This window comes from Microbacterium sp. LMX7-1.2 (assembly GCF_040675935.1).
Taxonomy (GTDB): domain Bacteria; phylum Actinomycetota; class Actinomycetes; order Actinomycetales; family Microbacteriaceae; genus Microbacterium.
Genome location: NZ_JBEGIL010000001.1, coordinates 147,278 through 162,874, shown reverse-complemented (window position 1 = coordinate 162,874; position 15,597 = coordinate 147,278). Strand labels below are relative to the sequence as shown.

Genomic DNA, 15,597 nt, shown 5'->3' with positions numbered 1-15,597 from the left:
CGATTCTACGGGATGAGCGCGACGAGCTGTCGCACGGCGGTCGCGTAACCCTCGACGCCCTCGCCGATCACGCGCACCGCAGCGACGTCGTGGAGATACGAGTGGTGACGGAACTCCTCGCGGGCGTACACGTCCGAGATGTGCACCTCCGCGAACGGCAGGGAGACCCCGGTGAGCGCATCGCGCAGCGCCACGGACGTGTGCGTCAGGCCGCCCGGGTTGATCACGATGCCGACGCAGTCCGCGCGCGCGTCGTGGATCGCGTCGATCAGGACGCCCTCGTGGTTGCTCTGGATCGCACGGACGTCGTACCCCTCGTCCCGCGCGGTCGCGACCGTGAGGGCCACGACGTCGGCGAGCGTGGCCGTGCCGTAGACCTCGGGCTCGCGGGTGCCCAGCAGGTTGAGGTTGGGCCCGTTCACGAGGAGGATGCGGCGGGTCACTCCCCCACCTCCTGATACGCGGCGAACAGCAGCGACTCGTCGGGAGCCTGGAGCACTGTCGGCTTGCCGATCTCGTCGAGGAGGATGAACCGCAGCATCCCTCCCCTGGTCTTCTTGTCGCGCTGCATCGTCGCGAGCAGCGTCCGCCAGGCGCCGGCCCGGTACGTGGTCGGCAGCCCGAGGGACTGCAGGATCGTCCGGTGCCGTTCGGCCGAGGCGTCGGACAGCCGGCCGGCGAGGCGCGAGAGCTCTGCGGCGTAGACCATACCGATCGAGATGGCCGCGCCGTGACGCCAGCGGTAGCGCTCGGCGTGCTCGATGGCATGCCCGAGCGTGTGGCCGTAGTTGAGGATCTCGCGCTGACCGGCCTCACGGAAGTCGTCCGAGACGACCCGGGCCTTCATGTCGATCGCGAGCTCGATCGCACGGCGGAACTCCGGGGTGGTCGTGTCGACAGCGCGCGCGGGGTCGGACTCGACGATGTCGAGGATCTCGGGCGCCCAGATGAACCCCGCTTTCACGACCTCGGCGAAGCCCGCGGTGGCCTCGTTCGCGCTGAGGCTGCCCAGCTCGTCGAGGTCGCCGATGACGGCCCTCGGCGCCCAGAACGCACCGACGAGGTTCTTGCCCTCGGCGGTGTTGATGCCGGTCTTCCCGCCGACCGAGGCGTCGACGAGCCCGAGGACGGTGGTCGGCACCTGCACGAGCTGCACGCCACGGAGCCACGTCGCGGCGACGAACCCGGCGAGATCCGTGACGGCGCCGCCGCCATAGCCGATCACGGCGTCCGAGCGGGTGAAGTCGGCCTGCCCCATGACCTGCCAGCAGAAGGCGGCCACCTCGATGCGCTTGCCCTGCTCGGCATCCGGCACCTCGGCGAGCAGCACCTCGCGCGGCCCGTTCGCGGTATCGGCGAGCAGGCGGTCGCGCAGCTCGGCGGCACGCGCGGCGAGCGTCGGCGGATGCACCACCAGTACCTTGCGCACCCCGGCGTCGAGCGCGTCCGACACCCGATCGAGGATGTCCCGCCCGATCGTGATGTCGTAGGGTGTCTCCCCCGTGACGCTGATGGTCGTCGTGCTCATGCCTGCTCTCTCCTCCATGCGGCGATCTCCTCGGCGATGCGATGCATCGGCCGTCGTGAGGTGTCGAACGTCGTCGACGCCACCTCCTCGTACCAGCGGCGACGCTCCTCCAGGATGCGCGTCCAGCGGCCGAGCGGATCCTCTCCGTCCAGCAGCGGACGTCCACCGCCGGCGATCCTCTCGGCGACCGCCTCGGGCGTCACCGTCAGGAAGACGACCGGATGCTCTCGGAGGAGGTCGCGTGTGCCCGCATCCGTCACGGCTCCGCCGCCGAGCGAGACGACTCCGCCTTCGCCCAGCGCCGCAGCGACGGCCTCCCGCTCGAGTTCTCGGAACCGCGCCTCACCGAACTCGGCGAAGATCGTCGGGATCGGTCCGTGCGCCGCGACGACGCGCTTGTCCGTGTCGATGAACGGCACCTTCAGCCTGCGGGCCACCCGACGTCCCACACTGGTCTTGCCGGCGGCCATGGGGCCCACCAGCACCAGCGTGAGCCGTTCAGCCTCGCTCGTCATGCGCGATGAGCGCAGCCTCGGAGGCCGGGGTCGTGCGCAGCTCGGCGGGGATCGCGTCGAGGTATCCCTCGAGGTTGCGACGCGTCTCGCGCACGCTGTCACCGCCGAACTTCTCCAGCACGGCCCGAGCGAGCTCGATCGCGACCATGGCCTCGGCGACCACACCGGCGGCGGGCACGGCGCACACGTCGGAGCGCTGGTGGTGCGCCGTGGCGTCGCCGCCGGTCGCGACGTCGATCGTGCGCAACGCATGCGGCACGGTCGCGATGGGCTTCATACCTGCGCGGACGCGCAGCACGGTGCCCGTGGACATCCCGCCCTCGGTGCCGCCTGCTCGGTCGGAGCCGCGGGTGATGCCATCGGCGGTCGCGAAGAGCTCGTCGTGAGCGGCGGATCCGCGGCGGCGGGTGGTCTCGAAGCCGTCTCCGACCTCCACTCCCTTGATCGCCTGGATGCTCATGAGCGCCTGCGCGAGGCGGGCGTCCAGACGGCGGTCCCAGTGCACGTGCGAACCGAGCCCAGGCGGGAGACCGTAGGCGAGCACCTCCACGATGCCGCCGAGCGTGTCGCCGTCCTTCTTGGCGTCGTCGACCTCGGCGACCATCCGCGCGGAGGTCTCCGCGTCGAAGCAGCGCAGCGGATCGGCGTCCAGCGCGTCGACGTCGTCGGGCGTCGGCAGCGCGGCACCCTCCGGCACCTGCACGGGACCGATCGAGAGCGTGTGGCTCACGAGACGGATGCCGAGCTCTCCCAGGAAGGAGCGTGCGACGGCGCCGAGTGCGACGCGCGCGGCGGTCTCGCGCGCGCTCGCCCGCTCGAGGATGGGCCGCGCCTCGTCGAAGTCGTATTTCTGCATGCCCACGAGGTCGGCATGGCCGGGGCGCGGTCGCGTGAGCGGGGCGCTGCGACCGCGCGACCTGTCCGTCAGCTCGACGGGTTCGGGGTTCATGACCTCGATCCACTTGGGCCACTCGGTGTTGCCGATGCGGAGCGCGATCGGGCTGCCGAGGGTCTTCCCGTGTCGCACCCCGCCGGAGATCGACAGCTCGTCCTGCTCGAACTTCATGCGCGACCCCCGGCCATAGCCGAGCTTGCGACGTGCGAGGTCGGCCTGGATCGCCTCGGACGAGACCGGGACGCCCGAGGGCAGGCCCTCCATGACGGCAATGAGTTCTGGGCCGTGCGATTCGCCGGCCGTGAGCACGCGGAGCATTGCTCTAGTCTCCCACGCGTCGCACCCCGATTCGTGCCGCGTGTCGTCCTACGACTCGAGCGCCTCGCGCATCGCACTCAGCACAGCCGCCTCGTCGTCCAGCGGGATGCCCGGATCGGCGTGATGGAAGATGCGGACCTGGCGCACGGCCTGGTGGAGCAGCATCCCGAGTCCGGACACGGCCTCCGCGGGCCAGACCGTCGCCAGCGACGATGGCCAGGGCGAGTAGGCGACGTCGAACAGCACTCCCCCGGTGGTCGCGAGAGGCTCGACGATGCCCGCATCGAGGGCGCTGCCGCCGGGGAGCGTCGCCACGGTGAGGGCGACCGGGGACGGCGGTTCGTCGAAGGGCGCCGCGTGGGCATCGAGACCCAGATTCTCCGCGAGCGCGAGGAGGTGCGCGGCGCGCTCCGGTCGACGCGCGCGCACGTCGACGCGGGTGGCGCCCATCTCGCTGACGGCGACGAGCGCGGATGCCGCGGTCGCACCAGCGCCGAGGATGCGGACGTGGTCCACCTCCGCGACGCGGTACTCGTGCAGCGCATCGACGATGCCGCCGACGTCGGTGTTGAAGCCGTGCAGGCGCTCCGCGAACAGGAGCGTGTTGACGGCACCGGTGAGCTCGGCGTGGCGGTCACGGACGTCCGCAGCCCGATGAGCGCTCTCCTTGAGCGGCATCGTGAGGGAGAGACCCCGCCAGGTGTCGTCGAGTGCCTGCAGAGAAGAGCCGAAGCCCTCGGCGTCGACCCGTTGGCGCGAGTACTCCCAGTCGAGACCGAGCGCCCGATAGGCCGCGTCGTGCAGCTGCGGCGAACGGGAATGCGCGATGGGGTCGCCCCATACGGCGAGACGCGTACGGGTCATCCGGCCGCGCATCCTCCGTCGGGGTTCTCCTTGCACCACTGGTCCCATTTCTCGACGCCCTGCAGGTGCTCCTCGTAGGTCTCCGAGAACTGGGTCTCGCCCGTCGCGAGGTTGACCGTGACGAAGTAGAGCCAGGGACCGTCGGCGGGACTCATCGCGGCCTTGATCGCGGCGTCGCTCGGACTCGCGATCGGTGTGACGGGCAGCCCCGTGTTGACGTAGGTGTTCCAGGGGTTGGGGTCGGCGAGCGCCTCGGCCGAGCTGGACACGACGCCCTCGTGCAGCGAGCCGTAGCCGTACTGCGCCGTCGAGTCCATCTGCAGCTTCATGTCGATGTCGAGGCGGTTCTGGATGACGCGCGACACCTTGTCGAAGTCGGCCGTCATGCCCTCACGCTGGATGATCGACGCGATCGTCAGCACGCGCTGCTCGTCACCGGCGGGCACGCCCGCCGCGTTCAGCGACTCGCGCGTGCGGTCGACCATCCGCTGGATGACGCCCTGCGCGGTGACACCGGGATCGAACGTGTAGACGGCCGGGAAGAGCCAGCCCTCCAGGCTCTGCGCATCGACGCCGTAGGCGGCCGGCCCCAGATCGATCGCCGCCTGCAGATCCTCCACCGGCATCCCCAGGGACTCCGCCATGGTCGGAAGCGACGATGCGATCGTGGCGCCTTCGGAGACGCTCGCGGAGTTCTCCATCTTGTTCTCGGGGTTCTGCAGCGCCTCGAGCGCGGATTCCGCCGTCATCTTCTCCTGCATGCGGTACACGCCCGGGTAGAAGGTGACCGCGATGTTCTCGTTCACGAGGTAGTCGTAGAAGACGTCCTCCGTGCGGGTCACGCCCGCTTCGAAGAGCGCCGTCGACACGGGTCCCCCGGTGTCGCCGTCCTTGATCGTCACGAGCACCTCGCCCGTCGCGATCCCCGGCTCCCAGTCCTTCGGGTCGCCCCAGCCGAGCGTGTCGCTGATCTTGTCGCCGTAGGTGTTCCACGCCCAGACGCCGGCACCTACGATCCCGCCGATCACGGCGAGCACGATGATGAGGGCGACGAGGCAGCCGGTGCGGCGCTTCTTCGTGCGCGGAGCACCGTGCCTCTCGTCCGCCGCGGGCTCGCTGTGGAAGAGATCCTCCAGGCGGCCCCCGGCGGCAGGGGTGCCGGGGGCCGTGGACTCGGATGCCGGGGCCTGCACGCCCTCTGCCGGCGTGCGCGTGATCGGCAGAGCGCGCGTCGGCGTCCCTTCGTCCGGTGCCGCATCGGCGGCGGGCGAGGAGACGACCGGAGTCGTGCGACCCGGGGCGTCGACCGGCGCTGACGTCGGTCGCGAAGCGGATGCGGGAGTCGGAGCCTCAGGCTGCGGCTCGCCCTCGTCGGGCGAGGTGGAGTCGGCGGCATCGCCGCCGCTCAGTCCGTTGCCTCGGCTCGCGGCCTCGCGCGCGGCCCGGCGCGACCCGGGAGCCGGCGGGGTGTTGTCCACCGTGGGGCTCTGCAGCGTCGGGTCGGGAAGGTTCTCGAACAGGTCGCCCAAGCGGGCGTCCGGATCGTGCCGGGGGGAAGCACTATCGCGTTCGGGCATCGTCAGGGGGACTCCTCGTCGAGCGGAATCGTGGAGCCGGGCGGGTTTCCCGTGCTCTTCTCCGTATCAATCGCCTGTTGCAGCAGGACCACGGCGGCGACCTGATCCACAATGCTACGAGAGTTCTTCTGGGTTCTGCCCGAAGATCTCAACGCGGCGTGTGCGGTCACCGTGCTGAGCCTCTCGTCGACGAGCCTCACCGGCGTGCCCACGCGCGCCTCGATCGCTGCCGCGAACTCGCGCGCGTCCGTGGTCGACGCGGTGTCCGCGCCACGGAGGTTCACCGGCAGACCGATGACGATCTCGAGCGGTTCGTACTCGGCGGCGATCTGCGCGATCCGGTCGATCGCCGCGTCGTCGCGCGGCACGGTCTCCACCGGCACGGCGAGCATGCCGTCGGGGTCGCACCGCGCGACGCCGATCCGTGCCCGGCCGACGTCGATCCCGAGGCGAACCCCGCGGCGGAAGCCCGTCACGCTTCCTGCAGCTCCTGCGAGACGGCCTCGAGTGCCGCGGACAGCGCCGCAGCATCCGTCCCTCCGCCCTGAGCGACATCGTCGCGTCCACCGCCGCCACCGCCGAGCACGGACGCGGCGCGCTTCGCGAGCGCTCCGGCCTTCGCTCCGGCCGCGCGGGCGGCGTCGTTCGTCGCGACCACGACGACCGGTCGGCCGTTCACGACCGCTCCGAGGGCCACGACGGCGGGATCGGAGCCGAGACGCTCGCGCACGCCGAGGACGAGCTCTCGCACGTCGTCGGCCGAAGCCGCGTCCCCGAGCGACTGGGCAGCGACGCGATAGGCGCCCACACGCGAGGCTGCGTCCGCGATCGCGGGCACCTGGCCCGCGCGCTCCTTGGCCTCGAACTGCGCGATGCGCTTCTCCGCGGCCTTCAGGCTCGACGACAGGTCGGCGATGCGCTCGGCGAGCTGATCGCGCGGCGTCTTGAGGGATGCGGTGAGCTGCGACACGAGCGCACGCTCGGCGGCGAGCTCGCGGAAGGCGTCCTGCCCGACCAGCGCCTCGATGCGACGGTTCGATGCGCCGACGGACGACTCGCCGACGAGGCTGACCAGACCGATCTCGGAACTCGACGTCACGTGCGTGCCGGCGCAGAGCTCACGCGACCAGGGGCCGCCGATGTCGACCATGCGCACGACATCGCCGTACTTCTCGCCGAACAGCGCCATGGCGCCGGCTTCCTTCGCCTCGTCGAGCGTGACGATGCGAGTCGTGACCTCGAGCGCGTCGTTGACGGCTCGGTTCGTGATCTCCTCGATCTCGGAGCGCGTGTCGGTCGACAGCGCCTGCGACCATGCGAAGTCGAACCGCATGTACCCGGCACGGTTCAGCGATCCGGACTGGGTGGCGGTCGGGCCGAGCGTGTCGCGGAGGGCCGCGTGCACGAGGTGCGTGGCGGAGTGGGCCTGGCGTGCGGCGCGGCGGTTCGCGGCGTCCACGACCGTGGTCGCCGCATCGTCGACCGAGACTGAGCCGCGGGTCACCTCGACCGTGTGGCTGATGAGGCCCGGCACGGGCTTCTGCACGTCGAGGACCTCGAGTTCGTAGCCCGGGCCGACGATCACGCCCTTGTCGGCGACCTGACCGCCGGACTCCGCGTAGAGCGTGGTCTCGGCGAGCACGATCTCGGCGATCTGTCCCTCGGCAGCCGAGCGCACGACCTGGCCGTCGACGAGGATGCCGAGCACGCGAGAGTCGACCTCGAGCTCGGTGTAGCCGTCGAAGCCCGTCTCGCCGAGCGCCCGGAGGTCGCGGTACACCGAGACGTCCGCGAGCTGGCGCTTGCGGTTGCGCGCGTCGGCCTTGGCACGATCCCGCTGCTCCTTCATCAGGGAGTCGAACGCCGCACGGTCGACCTCGAGACCCGCTTCCTCGGCGACCTCCAGCGTCAGGTCGATCGGGAATCCGTAGGTGTCGTGGAGCAGGAAGGCCTCGCGACCGCTGAGAGCCGTCGATCCGCTCTTCTTCGTGTCGTCCAGCGCGAGGTCGAGGATGGTCGACCCCTGGGCGAGCGTGCGTCGGAACGTCTCCTCCTCGGCGAAGGCGGCGGAGGACAGCGTCGCCCAGTCGCTCTCGAGCACCGGGTACGCGGACTTCATCGCGTCGCGAGAGGCCGCGAAGAGTTCGGGGAACGCGGGCTCGTCGACGCCCAGGAGGCGCATGGCGCGTACCGTTCGACGCATGAGACGGCGGAGGATGTAGCCGCGGCCCTCGTTCGACGGGCGGACGCCGTCCGACAGCAGCATGAGGGACGAGCGGACGTGGTCGGCGATCACGCGGAAGCGCACGTCGTCCTCGTGCACGGCGCCGTAGCGACGGCCCGAGAGCTCGACGGCGCGGTCGAGCACCGGCCGCACCTGATCGATCTCGTACATGTTCTCGACGCCCTGCTTGAGGAAGGCGACGCGCTCGAGGCCCATGCCGGTGTCGATGTTCTTCATCGGCAGCTCGCCGACGATGTCGAACTCCGTCTTGCCGCGGATGTTCTCGATGAAGTCCTGCATGAACACGAGGTTCCAGATCTCGAGGAACCTGGTGTCGTCCGCGGCGGGCCCGCCGTCCTTGCCGTAGGACGGACCGCGGTCGAAGAAGATCTCGGAGTCGGGTCCGCCGGGGCCGGGCTGCCCCGTGTTCCAGTAGTTGTCGGCACGTCCCAGGCGCTGGATGCGCTCGGGCTTCAGGCCGATGATGTCGCGCCAGATCGCCTCGGCCTCGTCGTCCGTCTCGTAGACCGTGACCCAGAGGTCTTTCTCGTCGAAGCCGAGTCCGCCGTCGGTCTCGGCGCTCGTCAGCAGCTCCCAGGCGTAGCGGATCGCGCCTTCCTTGAAGTAGTCGCCGAACGACCAGTTGCCGAGCATCTGGAAGAACGTGCCATGGCGAGCCGTGCGGCCGACCTCTTCGATGTCGTTGGTGCGGATGCACTTCTGCACGTCGGCGATGCGCGGATGGGGAGCCGGGACCACACCGGTGAGGTACGGGATCATCGGGACCATGCCCGCCACCGTGAAGAGCAGCGAGGGGTCGTCGCTGACCAGTGAGGACGACGGGACGATGAGGTGGTCGTTCTTCTCGAAGAAGTCGAGGTAGCGCTGCGCGATCTCCGCAGTGTTCATGGGTGTGCCGGGTGTCCTTGCGTACGGGGTGGGGAATGTCGGTCGGTCGTCTCGGCGCTCGCGCGCCCGACGGTCAGTCGTCCGCGGGGTCGGTGAGCCGTGCCTGCTGCTCGCGGTACGCGTCGCCGATGATGCCGGTGAACTCGTTGATCCGAGCGTCGACCTCCGCGAGGATGTCGTGTCCGCGCGGGTCCTTGTTCATGAAATGCGCCGCGACGAAGCCGCCGATCACGCCGATCAGGAACCACAGCACGTTCTTCATGTCGTCATCCTCGTGTCAGACCCGCGGAGGCGCGGTCTCTCCATCGTAGGCGGAAACGACAGAGGGCGTCGGGTGACCCCGACGCCCTCTGCTCGAATGCTGATGCTCAGCGAGCCGCGTAGTACTCGACGACGAGCTGCACTTCACAGGTCACGGGGACCTCGGCGCGCTTCGGACGACGGACCAGGCGGGCCTGGAGCTTGTCGAGCTCGACCTCGAGGTAACCCGGAACGGCGGGGAGCACCTCGGCGTGACCGCCGGCTGCCGCCACCTGGAAGGGCTCGGTGCCCTCGCTCTTGGGCTTGACGTGGATGAGCTGACCCGGCTTCACGCGGAACGACGGGCGGTCGACGAGCTGGCCGTCGACGAGGATGTGACGGTGCACGACGAGCTGGCGCGCCTGTGCGGTGGTGCGGGCGAAGCCCGAACGCAGCACGAGGGCGTCGAGACGCATCTCGAGGAGCTCGACGAGGTTCTCACCGGTCAAACCGTCCTGACGACGAGCCTCGTTGAACGTGTTGCGCATCTGCTTCTCGCGGATGCCGTACTGCTCGCGCAGACGCTGCTTCTCACGCAGACGGACGGCGTAGTCGCTGTCGGCCTTGCGCTTGGTGCGGCCGTGCTCGCCGGGAGCGTAGGGACGCTTCTCGAGGTAGCGGGCGGCCTTCGGGGTGAGCGCCACGCCGAGGGCGCGGCTGAGACGGACCTTGCGGCGGTCCTGGGACTTCGTGGTCACGAAGCTGTCCTTCCGATGACGCGGTCGCGTCTTTCGCGACTCGCGGACGTATCACCGCGTCCTGCCTTGGAGCGCACGCCGGGGCGCCAGCAAGGTGTGGTGTGGACGAGGAGATGCCCGAAAACTCGGTTTCGAGCCGATCAAGTCTAACAGATCGGCTCCGGCGTCCGTGGAGCGCCCGTCCGCACCGATGGACGGTCGATAGGATGCCTCTCGTGCACGAGGTCGTCCGGGTCCGCATCGAGGCGGCCGACGCCCTCGATCCCTCACGATTCGATCACCCCGACGCGCGGACGGCCGCCGCGTACATCCGGCTCCTCGCAGCGGACGGCGTGGCGTCGATGGTGGCGAACGCGCGGGGCACGATGCTCGCGATCGTCGTCGACGACGCGACGGTGCTCCCCCTGTTCGTCCCCGAGACGCGCTCGGCGGCCAACACGTCCTACACCTCGTCGATGTACGCGCACTACGTCTCCTATGCGCGTGCGGAGCTCGCGGAGTTGCGCACGCCGATCGTCCAGCGCCTCGCCGCGATCGCGCTTCTCCCGATCGCGACGATGCTGCGGGTCGCCCGCATCGACGACGCCGTGTACATCAACAACTGGCTGCTGTCGACCAACCTGTACCCGGCGCTCGATCCCGCCGCCGTCGACGCCGTCACGGCTGCGGTGCGAGCCCGGTTCCGCGGGCGCTACGTCGTCTGGAACTCGGTGAACGAGCACACGACGGGCGCGCTGCATGCCCGGATGCGGGACCTGGGCTACCTGCCGCTGTTCAGCCGCAGCATCTGGGTCCAGGACGTGTACGAGGGCCTCGGCAGCCGTATCGAGCACGTCCTCCGTCGCGAGCGTCGTCTCGCCTCGCGGTCGGACTACCGGATGCGCGCGACCCGCTGCGATGACGGCGGCGCCGACCCGCAGCGCGCCGCCGATCTGTACCGCCGGCTCTACGTCGAGAAGTACTCCGCGCACAACCCGCAGCTCACAGCGGCGTTCATGGCGCGCACGCGCGACGCCGGGATCATCGACTACGAGGTGCTCGTCGGCGAGGACGACGAAGCGGTCGGCGTCATCGGGCACGTCGCCCTGAACGGCGTCCTCACCACCCCCGTGCTCGGCTACGACCTCGACCGCCCTCGGGAGGACGGGCTCTACCGCATCCTGTCCATCCGTCTGCAGGACAAGGCACGCGACCTCGGTCTCGTGTTCCACAGCAGCGCGGGCGCCGGGGAGTTCAAGAAGAGTCGTGGCGCGAGGAACCGGATCGAGTACCGCATGGTCGTGCTCGACGGCGTGCCGCGATGGCGCGCGGCGCTCGTGCGCCTCTTCGCCGCGCTCGCCGAGCGGCTGGTCATCCCGATGATGACGCGTCGGGGGTTGTGATGCGCGTGCTCGTGCTGGGCGGGAGGTCGCTCGTCGCCCTGGAGATCGTGCGCAACCTCGGTCGCCACGGGCACGAGGTCTACGTGGCGGAGTCGGTCGCGGTGAACCCCGCGGCCTGGTCGCGGCATTCCCGCGGGAGCACTCGCATCCGATCGCCCCGTTTCCACTTCCGCTCCTTCCTGCACGACATCGCGACAGCGATCGAGACCCACCGCATCGACCTCGTCGTGCCCACCTGCGAGGAGACCTTCTTCGTGGCGCGCGGGGCGGAATGGCTGCGCCGGCGATGCCCCGACGTGCGCATCGCCGCCGGGTCGTTCGACGACATCGCCGCGCTGCACGACAAGCACGAGGCGATGCGGGTGCTCGATCGCCTGGATGTCCCCGTCCCCGAGACCGAGCTCGTCCGCGATGCCGAGGAGCTGACGGCGCTGCTGCGACGCGACCGGCGCCGACCGCTCGTCATGAAGAGGCGCTTCTCCCGATTCGGCGTGCAGGTGCGGCTCCTGCCCCCGGAGGTGCAGCGGCTGCGGCCCGGCACAGCGTTCGATCGCCGCGCCGGGCACTGGGTCGCGCAGGAGTTCGTCGAAGGGAGTCTGCACTGCGCGTACGCCTTCGCTCACGAGGGACGCGTGGTGGCCTCCGTGCAGTATGCGGATGCCGATGCCTCGTCGTTCCAGGTCCTGACATCGTTCCAGCCGGTCCACGATCCGCGGTTCCAGGAGGCGATCGAGCGCGCGGTGGCGGGCTTGCGCTTCTCCGGGCACATCTCGTTCGACGCGATCGTCTCGCCGCATCGCATCGCCGTCATCGAATGCAATCCCCGGGTCACCAGCGGCATCCACTGTCTCGCGGATGCCGACCTCGGCGCGCTCTTCGCCGCACCGCGCCCGCCCGAGGATCAGCCGCCATCGGCGAGGGCCGTGGCGCCCGCGCAGATCCGGGTGATGAACCTCTTCCGCGGGAGGCGATCCGACCGCGGCATCCGCGATGTCGTGCACGTCCGCGACGATCCGATGCCGTCGTTCGCGTACGCCCTGCTGCTCGGCGGGTTCGCTCTCACCGCGCTCCGGCATCGCATCCCGCTCGCGGCCGCGACGACCCGCGATATCGAATGGAACGGGCAGGAGCTTCCTGATCCGTGAACCGCCCGCGCGTTCCCCGCAGGGTCAGCGTCCGTCGAGGATGCGACGGATGCGTTCGAGACGTGCCGAGATGTCGCGTTCGGCACCGAGGTTCTTCGGCTCGTAGTAACGCCGTCCCTGCAGCTCGTCCGGCAGGTACTGCTGCGGGAGGATGCCGAATTCGCTGTCGTGCGGGTAGACGTAGCCCCGGCCGTGTCCCAGCCGCTTCGCTCCCGGGTAGTGCGCGTCGCGCAGATGCAACGGCACGCGACCGAAGCCGCCGGCGCGGATATCGGCGATCGCGGCGTCGATGCCCGTGTAGGCCGCGTTCGACTTCGCGGTGGTCGCGAGGTACACCGTGGCCTCGGCGAGCGGGATGCGCCCCTCCGGCATGCCGATGAACGCCACGGCATCCGCGGCGGCCACCGCGATCGACAGCGCCTGCGGATCGGCGAGGCCCACGTCCTCCGACGCGGAGATCACCAGGCGACGAGCGATGAAGCGCGGGTCCTCCCCCGCTTCGATCATGCGCGCAAGGTAGTGCAGCGCGGCGTCGGGGTCGGAGCCGCGGATGGACTTGATGAACGCACTGATCACGTCGTAGTGCTCGTCGCCCTGACGGTCGTAGCGCAGCAGCGCCTTGTCGACCGCCTGCGCGACGTCGTCGGCGCTGACCGCCGGGGTCTCACCCTCCTGCCCCTGCGACATCGCGACCGCCGCCGCGGCTTCGAGACCCGTGAGCGCGCGGCGCGCATCTCCGGATGCCAGGCGGATCAGGGCGGCGCGCGCGTCGTCCGCGAGAGACACCGCGCCGTTGAGCCCGCGAGCGTCGGCGACGGCCCGGTCGACCAGCACGCCGATGTCGTCGTCGGTGAGCGGTTGCAGCGTCAGCAGGAGCGAGCGGGACAGCAGAGGCGAGATGACGGAGAACGAGGGGTTCTCGGTCGTCGCGGCGATCAGGATGACCCAGCCGTTCTCGACGCCCGGGAGCAGCGCGTCCTGCTGCGCCTTGGTGAATCGGTGGATCTCGTCGAGGAACAGGATGGTCGTCTGGCCGTAGAGGTCGCGCTGGGTGATCGCCTCCTGCATGACCTCCCTGACGTCCTTCACTCCCGCGGTGATGGCCGAGAGCTCGACGAAGCGACGTCCCGAGGAGCGTGCGATCGCCTGCGCGAGAGTCGTCTTGCCCGTCCCGGGCGGGCCCCACAGGATGATCGACACGGCTCCCGGCGACGATGCCGCGGGATCCGCCAGAGCGACGATCGGCGATCCCGCGCGGAGCAGGTGCTTCTGCCCTGCGACCTCCTCGAGCGACACCGGACGCATGCGCACGGCGAGGGGCGTCTGCCCGGAGAGCAGTGCGGCAGCGGAGGTCATCTCCCCAGGCTAACGCGGGCCGGCGACACTGCGGTGTCCCGCGTGAGCGCGCGGTCGGCGGTAGGCTCTCTCGCGACGCGCCCGATCGCGTCGGAACAGGGAGCAGGGCATGGCGGCACGCGGATCCAAGGGTGCGCAGCGTTCGCGCACCGAGGCGGAGCGCACACGGCTCCACGTCGCGCGCAAGGCGTGGCACGATCGTCAGATCCGCCGGCGGGTGCGTGACAACACGATCGCCGTGATCGTCGGGATCGTCGTCGTCGGTGGCGCCGTCGCCAGTCAGGTCGTGCATGCGCAGGTCACCGCACCGGAGCCCGAGCCGACGCCGAGCGTCGAGCCCACCGACGCGCCTCTTCCCACGGACTCGCCGATTCCCTCCGACTCCCCCGCGCCCGCCGAGGAGCCCGCTCCGAGCGAGACGCCCGCGGGGTGACGCGACCTCGCCCCATCACGGGGCGTCCGGCGTACTAGGCTGGCTCTCGTCCTTTCCGCCTCCCGCGGTCCGTCCGCGCAAGGAGAATCACGTGTCTGCCACCGACCCCTCGAAGCCGACTCCGCCCGTCCCGGCCCCGCCGGCCGTGCCCATGCCGCGCAAGCTGCCGACTCCCGCCTCCGTGGCGCCCGTCACCGCCGCGATCCCGACCCCCTCGTCCGACGCCGCCGAGTGGGGCCGCGTCGCTGAGGACGGCACGGTCGAGGTCCGCGAGGGCGAGACCTGGCGCGTCGTCGGCCAGTATCCCGACGGCACGCCGGAGGAGGCGCTCGCCTACTTCGTGCGCAAGTACGACGACATCGCCTTCAAGGTGGTCGCTCTCGAGCAGCGGCACGCCGCGGGCGGCGCCTCGGCCAGCGACCTCGTCAAGCAGGCCGGGCACCTCCTCGAGGAGGCCACGGATGCCGCAGCGGTCGGTGACCTCGCCGGGCTCCGGGACCGTCTGAACGCCCTGACGTCGTCGCTGTCGGAGGCCACCGCGCAGGAGGCGCAGCAGGCCAAGGAACTCGTGGACCAGGCCATCGCCGACCGCACCGCGCTCGTCGAGCGCGCCGAGGCGATCGCCGCGCGCGATCTCTCCAAGGTGCAGTGGAAGCAGGTCACCGCGGAGCTCGGCGAGCTCTTCGATGCGTGGCAGGCTCAGCAGCAGAACGGACCCCGCCTGTCGAAGGGGATCTCGCAGCAGCTCTGGAAGCGATTCCGCGACGCACGCTCCGTCGTCGACAAGGCGCGCCGTGCGTTCTACTCCGAGCTCGACGACGCCCACAAGACCGCGCGCGATGCGAAGTCGCGCCTGGTGGAGCGCGCCGAGGCTCTCGCGCCTCGTGGCGTGGACGGCATCCCCGCATACCGCACTCTCCTCGACGAGTGGAAGGCTGCGGGCCGCGCCGGCCGCAAGGCGGACGACGCACTGTGGGCCCGGTTCAAGGCCGCCGGCGACGCGCTGTACTCGGCCCGCGCCGAACAGGCCGCCGCGGAGGAGGCCGACTCGGCTCCGAAGATCGAGGCACGCCAGGCCCTCCTCGAGGAGGCCAAGGCCGTCGCCGACGAGTCCAACATCAAGCGCGCCCGCGCGCTGCTCACCGGCATCCAGCGCCAGTGGGACGAGATCGGGCGCATCTTCCCCCGCGACAAGGAGCGCGCGCTCGACGATCGTCTGCGCGTGATCGAGCAGGCGCTCAAGGCCCGCGAGGACGTGGACTGGAAGAAGAACAACCCGGAGACGAAGGCACGCGCCAACGACATGAGCTCGCAGCTCGTGGAAGCGATCGAGAAGCTCGAGTCCGAACTCGCCGCCGCTGAGAAGTCCGGCGACAAGAAGGCAGCGAAGGAAGCGGCCGACGCCCTCGAGGCTCGTCGTGCCTGGCTCAACGCGCTCGGCGGCTGAGTCTCC

The 15,597-nt window shown here is 70.3% G+C and carries 15 protein-coding genes; 4 read left to right on the top strand and 11 right to left on the bottom strand.

The features are described 5' to 3' along the window. Positions 1-5: 5 nt before the first annotated feature. The 10 genes from aroQ to rpsD form a co-directional block, all read right to left on the bottom strand. Entirely contained in the window at positions 6-443 is a 438-nt protein-coding gene (aroQ, locus tag MRBLMX7_RS00785; RefSeq protein ID WP_363365803.1) for a type II 3-dehydroquinate dehydratase, read from the bottom strand. Continuing rightward, positions 440-1,528, bottom strand: a complete 1,089-nt coding sequence (aroB, locus tag MRBLMX7_RS00780; RefSeq protein WP_050720935.1) for a 3-dehydroquinate synthase — start codon at positions 1,526-1,528, stop codon at positions 440-442. The genes aroQ and aroB overlap by 4 nt, the downstream gene beginning before the upstream one ends. Then, positions 1,525-2,043, bottom strand: a complete 519-nt coding sequence (locus MRBLMX7_RS00775; RefSeq protein ID WP_363365802.1) for a shikimate kinase — start codon at positions 2,041-2,043, stop codon at positions 1,525-1,527. The genes aroB and MRBLMX7_RS00775 overlap by 4 nt, the downstream gene beginning before the upstream one ends. Continuing rightward, a complete protein-coding gene (aroC, locus tag MRBLMX7_RS00770) occupies positions 2,027-3,256 on the bottom strand; it encodes a chorismate synthase (protein ID WP_363365801.1) in 1,230 nt (409 codons plus the stop codon). The genes MRBLMX7_RS00775 and aroC overlap by 17 nt, the downstream gene beginning before the upstream one ends. A 48-nt stretch (positions 3,257-3,304) precedes the next feature. Then, on the bottom strand, positions 3,305-4,120 hold the full coding sequence (locus tag MRBLMX7_RS00765; protein WP_363365800.1) for a shikimate dehydrogenase: 816 nt from the start codon (positions 4,118-4,120) through the stop codon (positions 3,305-3,307). Then, a complete protein-coding gene (gene mltG, locus MRBLMX7_RS00760; protein WP_363365799.1) occupies positions 4,117-5,697 on the bottom strand; it encodes an endolytic transglycosylase MltG in 1,581 nt (526 codons plus the stop codon). The genes MRBLMX7_RS00765 and mltG overlap by 4 nt, the downstream gene beginning before the upstream one ends. Positions 5,698-5,699: 2 nt before the next feature. Beyond that, the gene (ruvX, locus tag MRBLMX7_RS00755) at positions 5,700-6,173 is read right to left on the bottom strand and encodes a Holliday junction resolvase RuvX (protein ID WP_363365798.1); all 474 of its coding nucleotides are present in this window, start codon (positions 6,171-6,173) and stop codon (positions 5,700-5,702) included. Continuing rightward, positions 6,170-8,830 carry an alanine--tRNA ligase gene (gene alaS / locus MRBLMX7_RS00750; protein WP_363365797.1) on the bottom strand — a complete coding sequence of 887 codons (2,661 nt, stop codon included), beginning with the start codon at positions 8,828-8,830 and terminating at the stop codon, positions 6,170-6,172. The genes ruvX and alaS overlap by 4 nt, the downstream gene beginning before the upstream one ends. A gap of 73 nt (positions 8,831-8,903) precedes the next feature. After that, the gene (locus MRBLMX7_RS00745) at positions 8,904-9,092 is read right to left on the bottom strand and encodes a hypothetical protein (RefSeq protein ID WP_050720929.1); all 189 of its coding nucleotides are present in this window, start codon (positions 9,090-9,092) and stop codon (positions 8,904-8,906) included. Positions 9,093-9,198: 106 nt separating this feature from the next. Then, positions 9,199-9,828 carry a 30S ribosomal protein S4 gene (gene rpsD / locus MRBLMX7_RS00740; RefSeq protein ID WP_060922265.1) on the bottom strand — a complete coding sequence of 210 codons (630 nt, stop codon included), beginning with the start codon at positions 9,826-9,828 and terminating at the stop codon, positions 9,199-9,201. A 215-nt stretch (positions 9,829-10,043) separates the two neighbouring features. Between rpsD and MRBLMX7_RS00735 the strand changes: the two genes are divergently transcribed. Both MRBLMX7_RS00735 and MRBLMX7_RS00730 read left to right on the top strand, forming a co-directional pair. Then, positions 10,044-11,210, top strand: a complete 1,167-nt coding sequence (locus MRBLMX7_RS00735) for a hypothetical protein (RefSeq protein WP_363365796.1) — start codon at positions 10,044-10,046, stop codon at positions 11,208-11,210. Further along, positions 11,210-12,355, top strand: coding sequence for an ATP-grasp domain-containing protein (locus MRBLMX7_RS00730; protein ID WP_363365795.1), 1,146 nt, complete (start codon positions 11,210-11,212; stop codon positions 12,353-12,355). Before MRBLMX7_RS00735 ends, MRBLMX7_RS00730 begins: the two co-directional genes overlap by 1 nt. Before the next feature lie 24 nt (positions 12,356-12,379). On the opposite strand, the gene MRBLMX7_RS00725 is transcribed toward MRBLMX7_RS00730, so the two are convergent. Beyond that, positions 12,380-13,711, bottom strand: a complete 1,332-nt coding sequence (locus tag MRBLMX7_RS00725) for a replication-associated recombination protein A (RefSeq protein WP_082297339.1) — start codon at positions 13,709-13,711, stop codon at positions 12,380-12,382. Between the two features lie 109 nt (positions 13,712-13,820). Here MRBLMX7_RS00725 and MRBLMX7_RS00720 point away from each other — a divergent pair, with 109 nt between their 5' ends. Next, on the top strand, positions 13,821-14,144 hold the full coding sequence (locus MRBLMX7_RS00720) for a hypothetical protein (protein WP_363365794.1): 324 nt from the start codon (positions 13,821-13,823) through the stop codon (positions 14,142-14,144). 91 nt (positions 14,145-14,235) lie between these two features. Then, entirely contained in the window at positions 14,236-15,591 is a 1,356-nt protein-coding gene (locus MRBLMX7_RS00715) for a DUF349 domain-containing protein (RefSeq protein ID WP_235556652.1), read from the top strand. The last annotated feature ends 6 nt before the right edge of the window (positions 15,592-15,597 follow it).